Raw genomic sequence first — 16,829 nt, 5'->3', positions numbered from 1 at the left:
AGACAGGCATTGTCAATCCTGGTGTCTGACAATGCCTGTGGTTTCAATCCTGTTGATTTCCGAACACTTCAGTGCCTGTCTTGCTTACTCGACTGCAGAAGTATTCATGCTTGTGTTCAGTTTCTCTGTCATTTCTGCAGCGTTATCATGGGTAACTTCACCGTTGACCAGAGATTTACCAAAATTCTCTGCCGGAGTCCAGTAGTTGCTCATATTCTTAACGAACGGCTGGATGATAGAAGTATTGTTGAAGGTATCGTTCTGAGCAGTTACCAGTGCATCGTCTGTGATCTGGGAAAGCAGCTCTTCGTTACACGGAACTACGTTTCTCATTTCATAGTGTGCTTTCTGAGCATCTGCGCTTCCGAGATATCTTGCAAGAGCAACTGCAACCTGCGGATATTCACAGTTCGGATTCACACCGATTGCTTTAGAACCGGAGAAGGATTTCATCTGTTTCTCCTCGCCGTTGATGGTGATGGTCGGAAGCTGTACAACACCGTAATTATCACCGAGTGCCTCTTTAACTGCGGATGCATCCCAGGAACCGGAGAACATTGCTTTTACAGAACCGTCACGCAGACCGGAAAGACCGGATCCGTCTGCATCAGATACGAAGTTCGGATTGTTTACCAGGTCAACCAGGTAATCGGTCACTGCTTTTGCTTTATCGCCTTCGAAGTCAACGCCTGCTGCCTCGTCTGTTCCGTCCTCACCGAACAGCGTACAGCCGTTTGCTACGTAGAAGGAAGCAATGTACCAGGAGTTTGTAATCGGGAAGGAAATCTTGTCTTTTGCGATCATGGTATCCAGGTTTTTCACTTCATCCTCAGTGAATGCAGATTTATCATAGTACATAAACCAGGTGTTTGTGGTGAATGGTACACCGTAGATATCGCCGTCAACGGATACGGAATCTACAATTGCCTGAGAGTTGTTCTCTTTTACCTCCTCAACTGTCTGTCCGCCGAGTTTTGAAATTCCGTTTGCAGCGATCAGGGATGTCAGGTTGTCGTTTGCAAACATGTAAACATCTGCTGCTCCTTCAACGTCCTGTGTTACGGTATCTTTTGCATCGCTCTCTGCGCATACACCGTAATCAAAGGTAATGTGCCAGGATGGATGCTCCTCTGCAAACTGATTGCACATGGTCTGCAGCCACTCACCGCTGTCGCTTGCCTGATCCTCTGATGGAGACCATACGGTAAGGGTTGTGGTAATTTCCTCTTCCTCTGCTGCGTTGGAAGCAGATGCGCTTGTGCTTCCTGCCTCGGATGTGCTCTTGGAATCGTTTCCGGAAGCGGCATTTGAAGAACCGCTGTCGCTGTTTCCGCATCCTGCCAGCATGCCAACTGCAAGTGCTGCGGTCATCATAATAGATACTACTTTCTTTTTCATATTGAAAATCCTCCTTATATGATTTTTCTTTCTGGAACGTCTGCTGTCATATCGCATTTGCTGCTTGGTATCTCTCGTTCTTATTGATTTTATTATAGCAGTTGGCGGATTTTTCTGAAATATCAAGAATCTATGATCTATGTTGGATTTCTACGTTACATTTCTACACCGGAGCGTATCCGGAAAATCATTTCCGCAATCTGCAGAATTCTTTTCCGCAACAAAAAAAGAGGCCGCGCACCGTTTTTCCGGTGCGTCCTGCCTCCTCTTCTGTTTTTTATTCCGCCTTCTGCTCGGCTTTTTCTTCTGTCTTCTGATTTTCCTGTGAACTCAGGCTTTTCCTTTCCTGAATCATCTCCTGAATGATCTCATTTCCGCCTTCCTCCTGCCACTCTTTTACAAAGTCGTCAAAAGAAGAAAGCTCAGACTCGCCCCGGATAATTTTTAAAAAGGTCTCCGATTCCAGTTCTTTTAAGGTGTAACGATATGTTTCTGTGGTCTTCGTCCGGGTCGGATAAATCGTATTCACTCTTTGAATCTTTTCGTCGCTTAAAAGCGAGCAGGCTGTGATACGGGATAAATACGCGCTCCACTCCTCCGCACTCGCTGTTTTCGGGTTCTCCAGATAGGCGCGGCATACCTTTTCGAACGATCTTTCCAAAATCTCCAGCTCATCCTCCGATTTTTCCCCGTTCAGTGCCGCCTGCAGATTTTCGTAACAGATCGTCAGTGCCTGATTATAGTCGAGATTGATTGCTAAGGGGCGTGCCGTCGGATCGATATTTCCCGTATAATATTGCTGAAATTCTCCCCTTGGATCATCGTAGGAATAGCGCATATAATCAAACATCACCGACAGAATCTTCGGCACAATCTCCGGATATTCATACCCTTTTCGCACTACCACATAATTTCCGGTCAGCTTTTCGTTGCAGTATCGCACACTTCCATCCTTCCCGGTCCGAATCAGAAACGGCTGCCAGTCGGCCTCCGGATCCGTCTCATGACAGCGCCAGAGCGGGTTGTTCGGTGCCCACCACGGTGCGAAGAAAATGCCGCAGCGTCCCTGGGCAATGAGCTCGGCAATGTCATCCTGTGTGCGGATCAAAAAGTCCCGGTCAAGGACGCCCTCCTGGTACCAGTCGGCCAGCATGCCAAGTGCGTCTTTTACATTGGGCTGAACGGAACCATAAACCGGCATTCCTTCCGCATCCGTCAGCCATCTTCCCGGATATGCACCAAATGAGGCAAAAATAAGATTCATGCCGTATTCCGAAGAAATGCCCGTGCCGCCGTACAGAGTTGTGCTGACTGCAAGACCGATGTTACCCATCTCCTGGTTTGCCGGATTCTCCTCTGCAAACGTCAACGCAATATGTTTCACATCATCGATCGTTTCCGGTACGGAAAGTCCCAGTTTTTCCATCCAGTCCTTCCGCACCCATAGAAGATTCGGACCGTCCGAAATGTTGGTTTCCGGGAATGCCATCAGCTTTCCGTCAAAGGTACAGCCCTGCAGAATCTCCTCACCGTAGCTTGCATAAATATCCTTGATACGGTCGCTGGCACAATTTGCATAAACCTCTGTAAGATCGGCAAGCTGATCGTTTTTCTGCATGGCATTCATCGTTTTTTGATCCACAACCATGATATCGGCAATGTTTCCTGTTGCAATCATGGTAGAAATGCCAACGTTATAGGTATCACCGTAGTTTTCATAAACATCCTCGTTCTGTACATTAATGATTTCGCGGATCAGGCGTGTATAGGCATTGTCCTCATAGGTTTCTCCCTCCGGGAGATTGGAATTATTCACACCCGTCATTTTTGCCAGCGTGTACGTGATGGTTTCCGGGTAACGTCCGTACGGCGTTGTTTTCGCTTCCGTAAGAGCCGCAGCCTCATTTCCGGCAGCATCGGAAACAGAATCATTTCCTGCTGCGCCACTTTCTCCACAGCTGCTCAGCGCCATTCCCGCTGCCAGCAGTACAGCAAGGCCTGCCGCAAGTTTTTTTTGCATCATGCCTGTACCTCCCTTTCCACGCCCGGAATCCGCACCGTCACTTTTGTTCCCTTTCCCGGCTCACTCTCAATCGAAAGACCATACGCTTCTCCGTATTCGAGCTGAATCCGGGAATTGACATTCCGCACACCGTAGCCGCTGCTCTTCTCCGTCAAAATTGTCTGTGCTTTCTCCTGTTCCATACCAACACCATTATCTGCCACGGAAAGTACCACACAATTTCCGTCACGCCGTCCGCTGATTGTGATCACGCCGGGCTCACTGCCGCGCCGCCGGTCAATTCCATGCGCAATCGCATTTTCGGCAAGCGGCTGCAGAATCAGGTTCAGTGTACGGTAATCCAGAATATCCTCCGCCACATCCATTTTGACCGTAAAGCTGTAGTCGTGAAACATTTCCTGAATCTGCAGATACGAACGCACATTGTCGATCTCCTCGCGGATGGACATCGTATTTTTGCCTTTGTTCAGAGAAGTCCGGTAGTACCGCGAAAGCGCCAGCGTCGCCTTGCTGATATCATCCGAACCGATTTCCAGCGCTTTCCAGTTGATCAGCGACAGGGAATTATACAGAAAATGCGGGTTAATCTGTGCGCGGAGCGCCGTCATCTCATACTGCTTCTGGCGGATGCGGCTCTCATAGACTTCCTGAATCAGCTGACGGATACGCGACAGCATCTGATTAAAGCCACGCGTCAGATCACCGATTTCATCTCTTTCCGTAGAAACCATTTCCACTTCCAGGTTTCCTTCCTCTACCTCGGCCATCGTCTTTTTCAGCTTTTCAAGGCGGTGCGCCATATTTCCGGAGAATCTCATAATCACGACCGCAGAGAAAAGGACGCAGCCTGCCCACATCAGAAGAACTATCAGAAGAATCGGCTGCATCGGACTGATGATGCCTTTTTTCGGCAGATAGCACGCGGCATGCCATCCATTCTGCTCAATCTCCTTTTCCAGGAGAATGTAGTTCGCTGTATTCTGCTTCTCTTTTTTTTGTATCTTCTGAAAGTCTGAAAATTCCATCTGGTATTTCGCATTCCTGGTCATCTTCTGATTTTCATACAGCACTTCTTTGTCCTCATTGTAGACGAAAACACCGTAATCCTCATTGACTGCAAGCTCCATGGAGCCAAAAATCTTACTGTAGTCCATGGAAATGTATAAAAAACCGCCTTTTCCGTCATCAATCAGCGGCATAGACCGCACCAGCGTCACCGTTCCCTGATCCATATCGGCATACCAGTGAACATCATTGTCTGCCGGTGCTGTCCATTCATCATTTTCCATTTCCCGCGCCGGACGCAGATACGTGCCGTGCGGAATGACGAAATCACGCACATAGACCGTAGACTGTCGGATTTCCGGGTAAAAATAACTTAAGGAATCCATCATCGGATCAAACTCTTTCACCATGCGCTCGTATGCTTCGAAGCTGTTTTTGTCTTCTGCCTTTACAATCTGAACAATTGTCTGGTCGAATGCCAGATAGTCCGACATACTCTGGTGCAGCGCAAGCTCCGTATTCACATCGTCCACTGCCTGATCAAAGGTGGTTTGCAGATTTTTGATCTCACGCTCGACAAGTACACGACGCATCTGGGTGTAAAACATTGTGAACATCAGGCACATTGGGAAAAGTCCTGTGAGAACGTAAGCCACGATAAGCTTCCGGTGTACCTTCATATCTGAAAATGCTTTTTTTATTCTAGCGGCAAATGATGTCATCTTACTCCCCCTGATCCCGGTATTTCTGCGGGCTGATTCCAAAATACTCGCGGAAGCTCTGACAGAAATAGGACACATTCACAAAACCGCATTTTTCACAGATTATACCGATTTTCTCATTCGTATTTTCAAGCATCTCCCGCGCACGCTCCATGCGGAAACCTTTTAAGTAGCGGCTCAGGTTTTCTCCTGTATTTTTCTTGAAAATGCTGCTCAGGTAATTCGGTGTCATGCCGACCTCGCGCGCAAGCTGGTCGACGCCCATGCCGCTGTCAGAATAGTTCTCACGGATATACTGTTTGATCTGCTCGACTTCTCTGCGTTTCGCAACACCACCGTCTGCGCGGAAGACCGTTTCAAGCCGTTCAATACCCATACGGACTGCCTGAATCACACCGACCATGTTGCTGCTGTGATACAGGGCGTCAATCTCACGGTCCAGCTCCCGCTCATCTTTTCTCTCGAGATTGTCGTAAATCTCTTTCAATAAGTTGGAAAACATAAATTTGATATAAATCTGAGAAAAAATCGTCTGATGCTCATACTTCTCGCAGAACTGGTCAAAGTGTTCACGCAGGCTCTCCAGATCCTTCATGCGAATGTCCTGCTGGATCTGGCGGATCAGGATTTCAGCATCAATCTGCACCAGCACCTCGGACTGCTCCTCCTGAAAGGGAAGAAAAACATGGTTTCCCGTGTGATAAAAGCGACGCTCCATGAGCTGCTCCGTCTGTGCAAATGCATCGTAAAGCTCAACGTCCGGCGTGATCTCACCCGACACGGCCAGAAAGCATTCCTGGTCCCACATTTCACGAATATAATGGTACAGCTTCCGTCCGAACGCTTCCCAGCCGCCATCCGGCTCCTCGCTAAAAAACAGGATGGACTGCTGTGGGTTCAGGTTCAGATAGTGAAACGGCATCTGCAAATCGCTCTGCATCTTTTCAATCTGTTCGCTGTTTACCTGTTCAAAATAGTTGTTGGCACACTCCAGCAGTACCATACGGCAAAAATCCCGGACAAAGCTCATATCGAGAAGCGTCTGTGTTTTCTCCTGCATTGCGCTGCGGCTCTGACCATTGACCATCAGATACAGCAGATGCTCCCGCAGAAACTCCATACTTTCGTCCTTCCGTTTTTCCTCACGCTCACTTTTTGCAAGCTTTTCCGTGATTTCACCAACCACCTTTTCAAATTCTTCCGGGTTGACCGGTTTTAAAATATAGGCGGAAACACCGTAGGAAATCGCCTTTTTTGCGTAGGAAAACTCATCATACCCACTGAAAATCACAGTTTCCGTCCCCGGATACTCCTCATGAATCCGGGAAAGAAGCTCAATTCCATCCATGAACGGCATATTGATGTCGGTCAGCAGTACGTCAATTTTCTCTTTTTCAAACACCTCCAGCGCTTCCTCTCCATTGGAGGCCTCCAGAATATTCTCCCGGATATTCATCCGCGAAAGCAGCATCCGAATGCCCTTTCGCTCTATCATTTCATCATCTACAATCAGATATGTGTACATGCATCGATCCTCTTTCTAAGCAGCCTGCCTAAAGCGGCGCATACTGGTTTTATTATACCATTCCCGCGGCAGAATTGCATAGCATTTACCGCTCAAAACCGTTACCGGAAACGCAAAACCAGAGCCGGTGAAAACATTCTCATCCGACTCTGGTTTTTCTATTACATGATTTCAGGACACCACTCATCCTGTCCCGAATCAGGCCTTCGTCCTGTATAAGCCCAGAAAAATAACGCGCTCTTCCGATGTATCCGTGTCCGGGAAAGACAGGATCAGACTGTTTTTCTGCTCATCTTCCCACCTTGTCGTCTTTCCCTCAAGAATCTGATTCTCTCCCACCAGCAAATCTTCAAGTAATTCTGCCGCCTGATGAGCCAGCGTCTGCAGTACCGTTTGAAATTCAGATTCCGGAACCGTTATGGCATATTCCACAGATACCAGTTGATCATTCTGAAAAGAAAAGATTTCCTGAATATCATCCGACAGACTGGAAATGCTGATCGAATGAATGATTCGCGGATACGCTTCTCCTAACGTGGTATCAACATCATCTTCCGAAAGCTGCGTCTTCTGCAAAACATCTTCCATAGACATATCAAATTTCACATTCCCGGGCGACAGGGTGGAATGGCTGAAATCAACGGCATACAGAAAGATGTTGCTGTTATTTTGGGAACTCTGTGAGGAACATGCAGCTAAAAAACAACAGCAAATCCCCAAAAAGATCCTGCAAATTACCGTTGAAGTAAAACGAATATTACGATTTTCAGTATTCATAATACCTTCTCTCCCTTTTACTTCTGATATTCCTCAATTCTGCAAACATGTTCTTTTGTCTTTTTATTATAATTAATTCCTACCAGAAGCAAGTTTCCCTGATATTCTTCCAGACTTCTGCAATATTCTTTGTCCTTAATCTGCGCAAGCGCACCCTCTGCTGTTTTGTCCCATTTCAGTTCTACAACCAGCGCCGGTTTGTCCTGGTATCTTTTTCTTGGTACGAAAACAAGATCCGCAAACCCTTTTCCCCCAGGCAGTTCACGGTAAACCGTGTAAAAATTCCGTGCTGCATACAGCGCCAGTGAAATCGTATAGCTCAACGCATTTTCATCATTGTACTGAAGCTGTGACGTTTCAAAATGTGCCAGCCGAATTCCCTCTGCTACCTGTGTTTCCTGTTTTTCCCACACAGCCTGCAGAAGATCTGCGGAATTTTTCAGTGCCTTTGAAATATCTCCCCATTGGGAAACGGTTACCGCACTGGCATATTCTGACTGTACCTCGGCATTCGGAATAAAAACATATTTATTCTGTTCCTCATAACCAAGATATCCAAGATGAATCAGCAGTGTCAGCACATCATCCTCTGTCCGGAAAGTTGTCATATCATTCGTAAAACTGCCCGTGTTCACCGGAATCTTTTTCCCTGCCATCATCTGCAGTACGTCATCCCGCAGGCCGTCAAAATTCAGATCAATATACCACTGTAGTGCTTCAAATGTTTCTGTCTGATTCCAGTAATTGCCGATTTTCCGGAATCGCATGGCATTGACAACCGAACGCGGGCTGTAAACCGAACTTTCTCCCGGGAACGAATAGCCGTCATACCAGTTTTTAATTTCTGCCAGATCCATCTGATACCGGCCGCAGAGTTCTTCTACTTCCTGCTCCGTAAATCCTACATATTCTGCGAGCGGCCCTGGATCAAGCATTGTAAATTCATCAAACATATTCAGTGCAGAATGGGTTCCATATTTTTTGATCGGCAGAATACCCGTCAGATAGGCAAGTGCTACGTAAACCTTATCTTTCAGAAAATCCCGCAGGAAATCAAGATACTCTTCCTGTGCTTTTTTATCCTGCTGATATTCCCGGAAAACACAGTCCCATTCATCAATGATAATGACAAACGACTGTTTTGTTGCCGCATAAATATCCTGCAGCGATTCTACCAGATCCGTATCGTCAAAGTAGTCCACGTCCGGATAACTGTTTTTCAGTTCCCGCAGCAGCATTCTTCGAACACGGTCAATCACCTGGCCAATTTCCTTGCTCCGGCTCAGAAATTCCTGCATATTCAAAAAAATCGTAGGATATTGATTTAAGTGCTGTGCAAATACAGCATTTTGAGAAATTTTCAATCCAGAAAAAAGTTCTCTGGAATCGCATTCCTTCCCATAATAAGCCGTCAGCATATCCGCCGTCATAGATTTTCCAAAGCGCCGCGGACGGCTGACACAGACATATCTCTGCACAGTATTAATCACCTGATTGGTATACTCGATCAGCCCTGTTTTATCCACATAAATTTCGGACTGAACCGCTTTTGCAAATTTTTCATTTCCCGGATTCAGATAAACTCCCATATTCCACCTGCGCCTTTCTCTTTCTACCTCTATCATACGATATTCTTGCCTTAAGTTCAATTTAGCATAAGTTGAAAAATGCCAGAATGTTTTTAACTGAGGCAAAACATTCTGGCTGTTTTTTCTGGGATTGCTATGAGTCAATTAATTAATGAATAAAGAACGCGTCCTCTTCCTCGTCTTCCACAACCGGTGTCATCGGGTTATACTCGGTTTCCACCAATTTTTTCACCAGCTCGTGATCGAAGTTGCGGCGGATTTCACAGGTTCTGTCGAAAATCATGGTTGCTTCATCCCCTGGGGTGCATGCCGGCCAGTTCGGGAGGGATGGGGTTTCCGGACTTCCGTAGCGGGCAAAGTTGATCCAGGCGGTGGCCATACGCTCCTGCAGACGGTCTGTTTCGCCCGGGACATTGCATACGGCGATGCGGTCGATGTTATGGAATACGAACGGAATCTCGGCACAATGCCATGCGGCTTTTCCGCCATCGATCGGGAATTCATAGGTAAACTGATAGGAATAAGTCGGCGCTTCTGTAAACTCCGATTTCTGACGAATGAATTCGATCGTGTCCGGACGGAAGAACGTATCCACAGACCACAGATCGGCAATTGTTTTGTCCGGATATGCTTTTTCAAAAAGAGAAATCAGCTCCGGCGTTGCATCGCCATATTTTCTCGTCAGGAACGCAATCTGTTCCTCACGGTTCATCTCATGTTTTCCCGGCACAACCGGTCCAAAATCAAACTCACCGATGTTGGTTCCTGCCAGCACAGGAATCGTTTTAGCGTGATCCGTAAATCCGCACTTGATCGGATTTCCGCGGAACCAGCCATTCTCCATCGGTCCCTGTCCGATATAGCAGCCTTTCGCAGCAACCTCTGCCTCAACTTTATTGTACGCATTTGACAGCTCATAATACGGGATCGTCTCAAGCTTCTCCACCTCGGATTCGTCCAGATTCAGTTCTTTTAACAGAGCCTTCACAATCGCGGTGCCGTCTCCGTCCTCTTTCTGATAAACCTTTGCCTCATAAACACCGCTCTCGATGATACCCTTCTGGAACAGGCCGTCTGCTGCCGGCGTATTCATCAGCGTTGCCACCTTCATACCGCCGCCGGACTGACCGAAAATCGTAACATTCTCCGGGTCTCCGCCGAATGCCGCGATATTGTCATGTACCCACTGCAATGCAGCTACCATATCTGCGTTTCCTGCATTCGCAGAATTTTTGTATTTTTCGCCAAACGGCGAGAGATCGAGATAACCGAGGATATTCAGCCGATGGTTCACGGAAACAACAACGACATCACCGAACTCGCTTAAGTGATCCCCCTCATATGCCACATGCTCAATCGCAGAGCCGGCGCTGAAGCCGCCGCCGTGGAGCCATACCATGACCGGCTTTTTCGCACCCGGATCAAGACTCTGTGTCCAGACATTCAGGTTCTGGCAATGCTCGTCCTGCGGCCAGTAACGATGCGGTACCAGCACCTCCATGTTCGGCTCATCCTGCTTTAAAAGCGGACATACATAGCCGTACGCCAGCGCATTTTTGATTCCTTTCCATGGTTTCACCGGCTGCGGCATCTGGAAACGGTCCGCCTCGGCGTAATGGATTCCATGAAACGCGTATGTCGTATTCAGGCGGAAGCCACGTACCTTTCCCGCCTTTGTCTCTACTACCGGATCTGTTTTACTGCATACAAAATAATCTCCCATATTTCAGCTACCTTCTTTCTATCCTGTTCTGTGACGCGCAGTTTCCAAAAAGCCACCGCAAAATCCCCCTGATCTTTCCGTTTTTGCACCGGTCTTTGAAGCATCTGTTGTTTTTGCATTTACGCATCTGCTCCTTATTATACCAGACAATTTTTTCAGAAACAATTCTTTTCACTTTTATTTTCGGCTGTTTATATCAACAAAGTCCGAAAATCACGTCAAAAATGGATATTTCCATCACAACTTCAAAGTGCTACAATAAAAAAGAAGGTAAAATCAACGTAAAAAAGGGGACTACTATGACGAAAACAGTACAAAAGAGCAAAGCCCGCGATATGACCCAGGGCTCTATCTGGAAACAGCTTCTTCTCTTCTCGCTTCCGCTGATGGCCGGAAATCTCTTCCAGCAGCTTTACAACACCGTTGACAGCATCGTTGTCGGCAACTTTGTCGGCAAGGAAGCACTCGCCGCCGTCGGCTCCGTCGGTCCGATCATCAATTCTCTGATCGGCTTTTTCATGGGACTTTCCACCGGTGCCGGTGTCATTATCTCTCAGTATTATGGCGCAAAGGCGGATGAAAAGGTCAGCCGCACCGTCAGCACGACACTGGTGATGACGTTTATTCTCTCCATTGTCTTTACCATTCTCGGCATTCTCATCACGCCGTACATGCTTCGCATGATGAGCACACCGGACGATGTCATCCGTGAGTCGGCAACGTATCTTAAAATTTACTTTGGCGGTGTTGCCGGTCTGATGTTCTACAACATGGGCTCCGGCGTTCTCCGCGCTGTCGGCGATTCCCGCCATCCGCTGTATTTCCTGATTTTTTCCGCTGTTGTCAATACCGTGCTCGATCTTTTGTTTGTCGTTTCCTTCGGCATGGGAATCGAGGGTGTGGCGCTTGCAACCGTTATTGCACAGTGCCTTTCGGCGGTTCTGACGCTGTATGTGCTGACCACAACAGACGGCCCATACCGCATCTGTTGGAAAAAGCTCTGCATGGACTGGTCTTTGCTGTACCGCATCGTCTGCGTCGGACTGCCGGCAGCGATCCAGCAGATGGTGACTTCCGTTTCCAACGTTTTCGTGCAGTCCTATATCAATGTATTCGGCTCGGATGTTATGGCAGGCTGGAGTGCCTGCATGAAAATCGACCAGTTTATGATGCTGCCGATGATGAGTGTTGGTCTTGCTTCGACCACCTTCACCGGACAGAACGTCGGTGCCAGCTACATTGACCGTGCAAAGAAGGGTGCTACAACCGCATTCCTGCTTGCTGAGCTTGTAACCATTGTGATGATGATTCCTCTGCTGATTTTCGCCCCGCAAATGGTCTATCTGTTTAACCAGGAGACAGCTGTGATTCGTTACGGAACCCTGTTCCTGTATCTGCTCTCCCCGTTCTACATTCTCTGCTGCGTCAACCAGGTTTATTCCAACGTCCTGCGTGGCGCAGGAGACACCAGAACACCAATGATCGTAATGCTCGGAAGCTTCGTCGTGTTCCGCCAGATTTACCTGTTTGTGATGTCTCATATATTTGATTCCATCATTCCGATTGCACTTGGTTATCCGGCGGGATGGCTGGTATGCAGTGTTCTGATTTATGCCTGCTATCGGAAATTCCGGTGGAATAAAGGGATGCAGAAAAATTGAAGGATTCCTTTCCTGACATAAGCAAAAGGGGCTGTTGCACTAAGAAAAATTATCACAAAATATAGATTTTCGTCTGCTAAATAATTCTATATTTTGTAATGTTTTCACGTAGTGCGACAGCCCATTTTTTCGCATTATTTTTTCAGGAGTGCTGCTGAATGCTCTTTAATCAGAACAACTCTGCAATCGCCGCGATCTTCTCGCAGTTTTCCGGCAGCGGGCCGTTTATTTTCGGTGACTGGCGTGTCGCCACGTAACGGCTTGCGATTCCGGCAGAGGCTGCACCGTGGCAGTCAGCGATGTCGTCATTTCCTGTCATCAGGCATTCTGCCGGATCGAGGTGATACTGCTTCAGCAGCATCTCATAAAACGCCGGATCCGCTTTTTCACACCGGCATCCGATGAGAGCAGGATTCCGTCAAAGTATCTTGTCAGACCGAGCAGGGAAATTTCCGGCGCGGTGAAAAGCGCCTGTGCATTGGACAGCAGAAAAATCTTCTTTCCTGCGTCTTTTAAACGCTGTAGCATTTCCGGCACGCCCGGGAACAGTTTCAGTTCTTCTATTGAAATCACACGGAACATTTTCGCCAAATCCGCAATTTCTTCTTCCGTTACCGAAACAGCTTGATCCTCAAACAGCTGCCGGAACACATCGGCAATGTCGATTTCCGGTACATGGCTGCCGCGGCATTCCATTCTAAGTGCAGCCTCCTGCTCTTTGATTTTTGTCTCATACGCCATCCGGAGTTCTTTCGGCTCATAGGCGGCGCCTTTCATCCCAAAGAACAGGCTCATTTTTTTCCAGAGATACGCTTTCTTTTCATTCGTATGTATATCTACCAGGGTTCCATATAAATCAAAGATATAATTCTGATACATCCTTCATCATCCTTTCTGTACGGAAGATTTTCCACACGACACGTATTCTACCAGACTTTTCTCCACAATTCCATGTCTTTTTTCCAGACTTCCTATCTTTTTTCTCTACCCGGGCTGTCCATCAGACCAGATCGTTGAAACCTGTTTTGTCTTGCTCTCTGTAAGAAAGAATCCTGCCCGGAGGGCTTTTTACTTTATCGGAAAATTCAACGAAGTTTCTGGTAACGCAAAAAAATTCCCCTGTACAGATTTTGTCCGCAACAGGGGAATTCATTACATCTCACAGTTTTCTGCGAATTGTAACCTTTGATTTACTTTCTCGCATCCAGCATTTCTTTTACCAGACGAATATACTCCGGTGTCGTTCCGCAGCAGCCGCCGACAATGCCTGCACCCGCGTCTACCAGAATGTTCATATATTTTGCAAACGTCGGCGCATCCATGCTGTAGATTGCCTCACCGGTCGGCGTGATTTTCGGCAGGCCGGCATTCGGCTTTACGATAACCGGTACTCTTGCCACTTTTTTCATGGAATTTACGACTGCCTCAAGCTGATCCGGTCCGACCGAGCAGTTCAGTCCTACGGCGGATGCTCCCATTTCCTGCAGTGTCTCAACTGCTTCCACAGCGTTTCCGCCGAACAGGGCAGAACCGTCTGCTTCCAGCGTCAGAGAACACATAATCGGCAGATCGCAGACAGAAAGTGCAGCATCCATAAAGACACACGTTTCGTCTACGCTCAGCATCGTCTCCGCTACCAGAAGATCAACGCCTGCATTTGCTACCGCTGTTACCTGCTCTGTGTAGGATTCCAGCAGCTCTTCATAAGAGAGATCGCCTTTTGGCTGCAGCATTTTTCCCGGCGTAGAAAAATCTCCCGCAATCAGCGCACCTGTTCCGGCAAGCGCTTTTTTCGAGATATCCACCAGGCGTGCATTCAGCTCCTCCACCTCGTTTTCTCTTCCATAATCCGCTAATTTCAGTCTGTTTGCACCAAAGGTCGGCGCATAGACAATCTGGCTTCCCGCCTCCACGTAAGCCTTCTGTAAATTTGCCAGAATATCAGGATGCTCCAGAACCCAAAGTTCTGTACTGACTCCTTTTGGCATTCCCGCTTTTGTCAGATTTGATCCGGTTGCGCCATCCAATAAAATGACACCTGCTCCGGCAAGCTGTTCAAATTCTTCTCTTGTCATTTTCTTTTCTCCATTCTGCCCGAGTTCCCTGCAGCACATGTCCGCGTATACTGACAAATCCCGGCTGTTTTTTCTGAACCTGCCGCGCTTTTCGCGTCAAATTCATGTTCAGTATAGCATTGTATTGTTTTCCCGACAAGTAGAAAAGAGGTATCCGTTTTGGATACCCCTTCGTCTGTTTCTGTTCACGAATGTTCAGCAAACCCCGACATTCTCAATCATGATGCGCGTCTGAATGATGTGTCTCCGAATGATGCGTCTCCGAATGATGTGTCCTGCCCGAGCTGTTCCCTCCACCGGATGTGGTATTTTTCGGTGACCCAGGAGACAAATTTGTTCCCTGGTTCACACGGGTTGCTTTCTGTCCATTTTCCACCTGCGAGGATGCCGATACCGTTGAAACACCCGAATCGGAACTGTTTTCCGTTGCAGCATTTTTTCCACACGCAACGAAAGCCAGTACTGCTGTACCGACAAGTACGGAAATTACTGCCTTCTTCATTTCTCCACCTTCTTTCCTGGTACATCGTTTTCGCCTGAACATTAGAGCGTGTCTGAAAAATTATTTCCGCAATTTGCGAGATACACTCTGGTTGTAATTTCATTTTAAATGAACTTCTTACTATTGTCAATTTACTCTACAAATTCCCTATTATTTTCTTTTTTTTGTTCAAAAATATTTTCAGACACAAACAGCAGCCGGACCCCTCTCCCGGATCCGGCTGCCGTTTGTCCTGTATCGTATGCTTTTATTCTGCAGTGCTTGAAGACGTCGAATCAGTGCCTGTGCTGCTTGTCGATGTCGTTTCGGTACTGCCTGATGTCGTGCTGTCAGACGTTGTACTGTCCGTTGCGGTACTGTCCGTTGTTGTGCTGTCGGTTGTGGTTCCATCTGTGGAATCTGTAGAAGCGCTGTCAACTGTCATCGTATACAGATCTGCGTCCGTTACTTCAAGTTTTTTCCAGTTGGATGCGACCTTGATATCGCTCTCCTTTACCCATCCATCCAATGTATCGTTGTACTTATCCGATTTGCGGTTGGAAATGATAGTCTGTCTTCTGGACTCGGTTTTGTCCTCGTCGAATGCTTTATCTACACGGATCACATAATATGCATCGTCGCCTTCGATGACACCGTCATAATACTCGCCATCCTTCAGCTTTGCTGCTTCTTCCGCTACTTTATCTCCAAGAGAACAGGTATCGTCATCGTCTTTCTCCGATCCGGTTCCAAAGGATGTCTCGGAAGAGGTCAGATAAGAAACCTCAGAGGAGGAATCGCTGGCGGAACTGCTCGATGTGCTCGCGCTTGAAGCGTCGGATGCGCTTGTGTCGGAAGCATCGGAAGAAGAGCTGCTCTCATCGGAGCTGTCGGCAGAATCGGTGGAATCTGCGGTATTCTCCGCATTTAACTGATCGTTCAGCTCCTTGCGCAGATCGGTAAACGATGCGGCTGCAGGATCCTCAGACTCTTTTAAGAGATCCAGGAATCTCTGTGCGATTTCTTTCTTTGCCGCTTTTTCCTCGTCCGTCAAATCAATCGTTTTTCCATCGTCATCCTTCTCGGTTCCTGCTGTGGATACCGTGATGTAGCTGATGGAGGTCTGCTTTGCCTCTTCATCGGATACCTCGGTATCTACATCTGCGATGATCGGATCATAAATTTTGGTTTGAATAACATACAGCTCCAGTGCATCCTGGATGTCCTCAACGGTTGCGTGCAGCTTTTTCATCACATCGTCACCGTTCTTATCTGCGAATGCCTGTGCAGCCTCTTTCGCCTGCTGTTTTTCCTCGTCTGTCAGGGAAATTCCGTATTCCTCTGCGTGCTGCCGCATCAGAAGCTCTTTTTCGATCGTATCAAGAGACTGCTCCTTGAACGTTTCCCCGGTAGTCTTTCCATCGTCGCCTTCCTTGTCGTACATCTCAGACGGCATCTGCATTCCGTACATCGAGTACATCTTGGAATAATAATTGTACATGGTTGCCTGCTGATATCTCAGCATGAAATTTGCCTGTCCGAGTGTAATCGACTCGTCATTTACAGTAACTGCCGTTTTTGTTCCGTCCACATTGTCGGAACCGCAGCCAGTCAGTCCCATCGCTGCCATCGAAGCACTCAGCATAACGCAGACTGCTTTTGCTTTTAAATTTTTCATTACTTCCTCCTCATGCAGGGCGAAATGTATGCTCAAAAAGAGTTTTTCTTTTTACACGTTCGAATTTCCGGTCCTGCATCGATTTTTATAAACGCTTTTCCTATTATACCCTTTTTGTTGATACAGGGCAACTTTTTTCTTCCCTGTTCACGCCTTTTTCACACGATTTTGT

13 protein-coding genes are annotated in these 16,829 nt (G+C 47.4%); 1 reads left to right on the top strand and 12 read right to left on the bottom strand.

What is annotated here, in order from left to right; genetic code table 11:
• Positions 1 to 84 precede the first annotated feature (84 nt).
• The 7 genes from DXA93_RS02760 to DXA93_RS02725 form a co-directional block, all read right to left on the bottom strand.
• On the bottom strand, positions 85 to 1,398 hold the full coding sequence (locus tag DXA93_RS02760; RefSeq protein WP_117510163.1) for an extracellular solute-binding protein: 1,314 nt from the start codon (positions 1,396 to 1,398) through the stop codon (positions 85 to 87).
• A 277-nt stretch (positions 1,399 to 1,675) separates the two neighbouring features.
• Positions 1,676 to 3,421, bottom strand: a complete 1,746-nt coding sequence (locus DXA93_RS02750; RefSeq protein ID WP_117761303.1) for an extracellular solute-binding protein — start codon at positions 3,419 to 3,421, stop codon at positions 1,676 to 1,678.
• The gene (locus DXA93_RS02745) at positions 3,418 to 5,148 is read right to left on the bottom strand and encodes a sensor histidine kinase (RefSeq protein ID WP_158583254.1); all 1,731 of its coding nucleotides are present in this window, start codon (positions 5,146 to 5,148) and stop codon (positions 3,418 to 3,420) included. The genes DXA93_RS02750 and DXA93_RS02745 overlap by 4 nt, the downstream gene beginning before the upstream one ends.
• Before the next feature lies 1 nt (position 5,149).
• Positions 5,150 to 6,673, bottom strand: a complete 1,524-nt coding sequence (locus DXA93_RS19010) for a response regulator (RefSeq protein WP_118700192.1) — start codon at positions 6,671 to 6,673, stop codon at positions 5,150 to 5,152.
• 198 nt (positions 6,674 to 6,871) lie between these two features.
• Positions 6,872 to 7,267: a hypothetical protein gene (locus tag DXA93_RS02735; protein ID WP_117761309.1), complete on the bottom strand. Its 396-nt coding sequence runs from the start codon at positions 7,265 to 7,267 to the stop codon at positions 6,872 to 6,874.
• Between the two features lie 200 nt (positions 7,268 to 7,467).
• Positions 7,468 to 9,039 (bottom strand): AAA family ATPase, encoded by a 1,572-nt coding sequence (locus tag DXA93_RS02730; protein ID WP_117761311.1) that lies wholly within the window; start codon positions 9,037 to 9,039, stop codon positions 7,468 to 7,470.
• A gap of 148 nt (positions 9,040 to 9,187) precedes the next feature.
• Positions 9,188 to 10,762 carry a carboxylesterase/lipase family protein gene (locus DXA93_RS02725; protein ID WP_118750473.1) on the bottom strand — a complete coding sequence of 525 codons (1,575 nt, stop codon included), beginning with the start codon at positions 10,760 to 10,762 and terminating at the stop codon, positions 9,188 to 9,190.
• A 299-nt stretch (positions 10,763 to 11,061) separates the two neighbouring features.
• Between DXA93_RS02725 and DXA93_RS02720 the strand changes: the two genes are divergently transcribed.
• On the top strand, positions 11,062 to 12,423 hold the full coding sequence (locus DXA93_RS02720) for an MATE family efflux transporter (protein ID WP_119207699.1): 1,362 nt from the start codon (positions 11,062 to 11,064) through the stop codon (positions 12,421 to 12,423).
• Between the two features lie 169 nt (positions 12,424 to 12,592).
• On the opposite strand, the gene DXA93_RS02715 is transcribed toward DXA93_RS02720, so the two are convergent.
• From DXA93_RS02715 to DXA93_RS02695, 5 genes are all read right to left on the bottom strand, one after another.
• A complete protein-coding gene (locus DXA93_RS02715) occupies positions 12,593 to 12,784 on the bottom strand; it encodes a hypothetical protein (protein ID WP_119207698.1) in 192 nt (63 codons plus the stop codon).
• Complete coding sequence (locus DXA93_RS02710) at positions 12,775 to 13,302, bottom strand: HAD family hydrolase (protein WP_119207697.1); 528 nt, start codon at positions 13,300 to 13,302, stop codon at positions 12,775 to 12,777. The genes DXA93_RS02715 and DXA93_RS02710 overlap by 10 nt, the downstream gene beginning before the upstream one ends.
• A gap of 311 nt (positions 13,303 to 13,613) precedes the next feature.
• Positions 13,614 to 14,498, bottom strand: coding sequence for a homocysteine S-methyltransferase family protein (locus tag DXA93_RS02705; RefSeq protein ID WP_055220913.1), 885 nt, complete (start codon positions 14,496 to 14,498; stop codon positions 13,614 to 13,616).
• Positions 14,499 to 14,712: 214 nt separating this feature from the next.
• Positions 14,713 to 15,000, bottom strand: a complete 288-nt coding sequence (locus DXA93_RS02700) for a hypothetical protein (protein WP_117801644.1) — start codon at positions 14,998 to 15,000, stop codon at positions 14,713 to 14,715.
• A gap of 247 nt (positions 15,001 to 15,247) precedes the next feature.
• Entirely contained in the window at positions 15,248 to 16,657 is a 1,410-nt protein-coding gene (locus DXA93_RS02695) for a SurA N-terminal domain-containing protein (protein ID WP_119188889.1), read from the bottom strand.
• Positions 16,658 to 16,829 lie beyond the last annotated feature (172 nt).

This window comes from Blautia sp. OF09-25XD, assembly GCF_003482095.1.
GTDB classification, from domain to species: Bacteria; Bacillota; Clostridia; order Lachnospirales; family Lachnospiraceae; genus Fusicatenibacter; species Fusicatenibacter saccharivorans.
The sequence above is the reverse complement of the archived record's forward strand: the minus strand, read 5'-3'. Positions and strand labels throughout refer to the sequence as shown.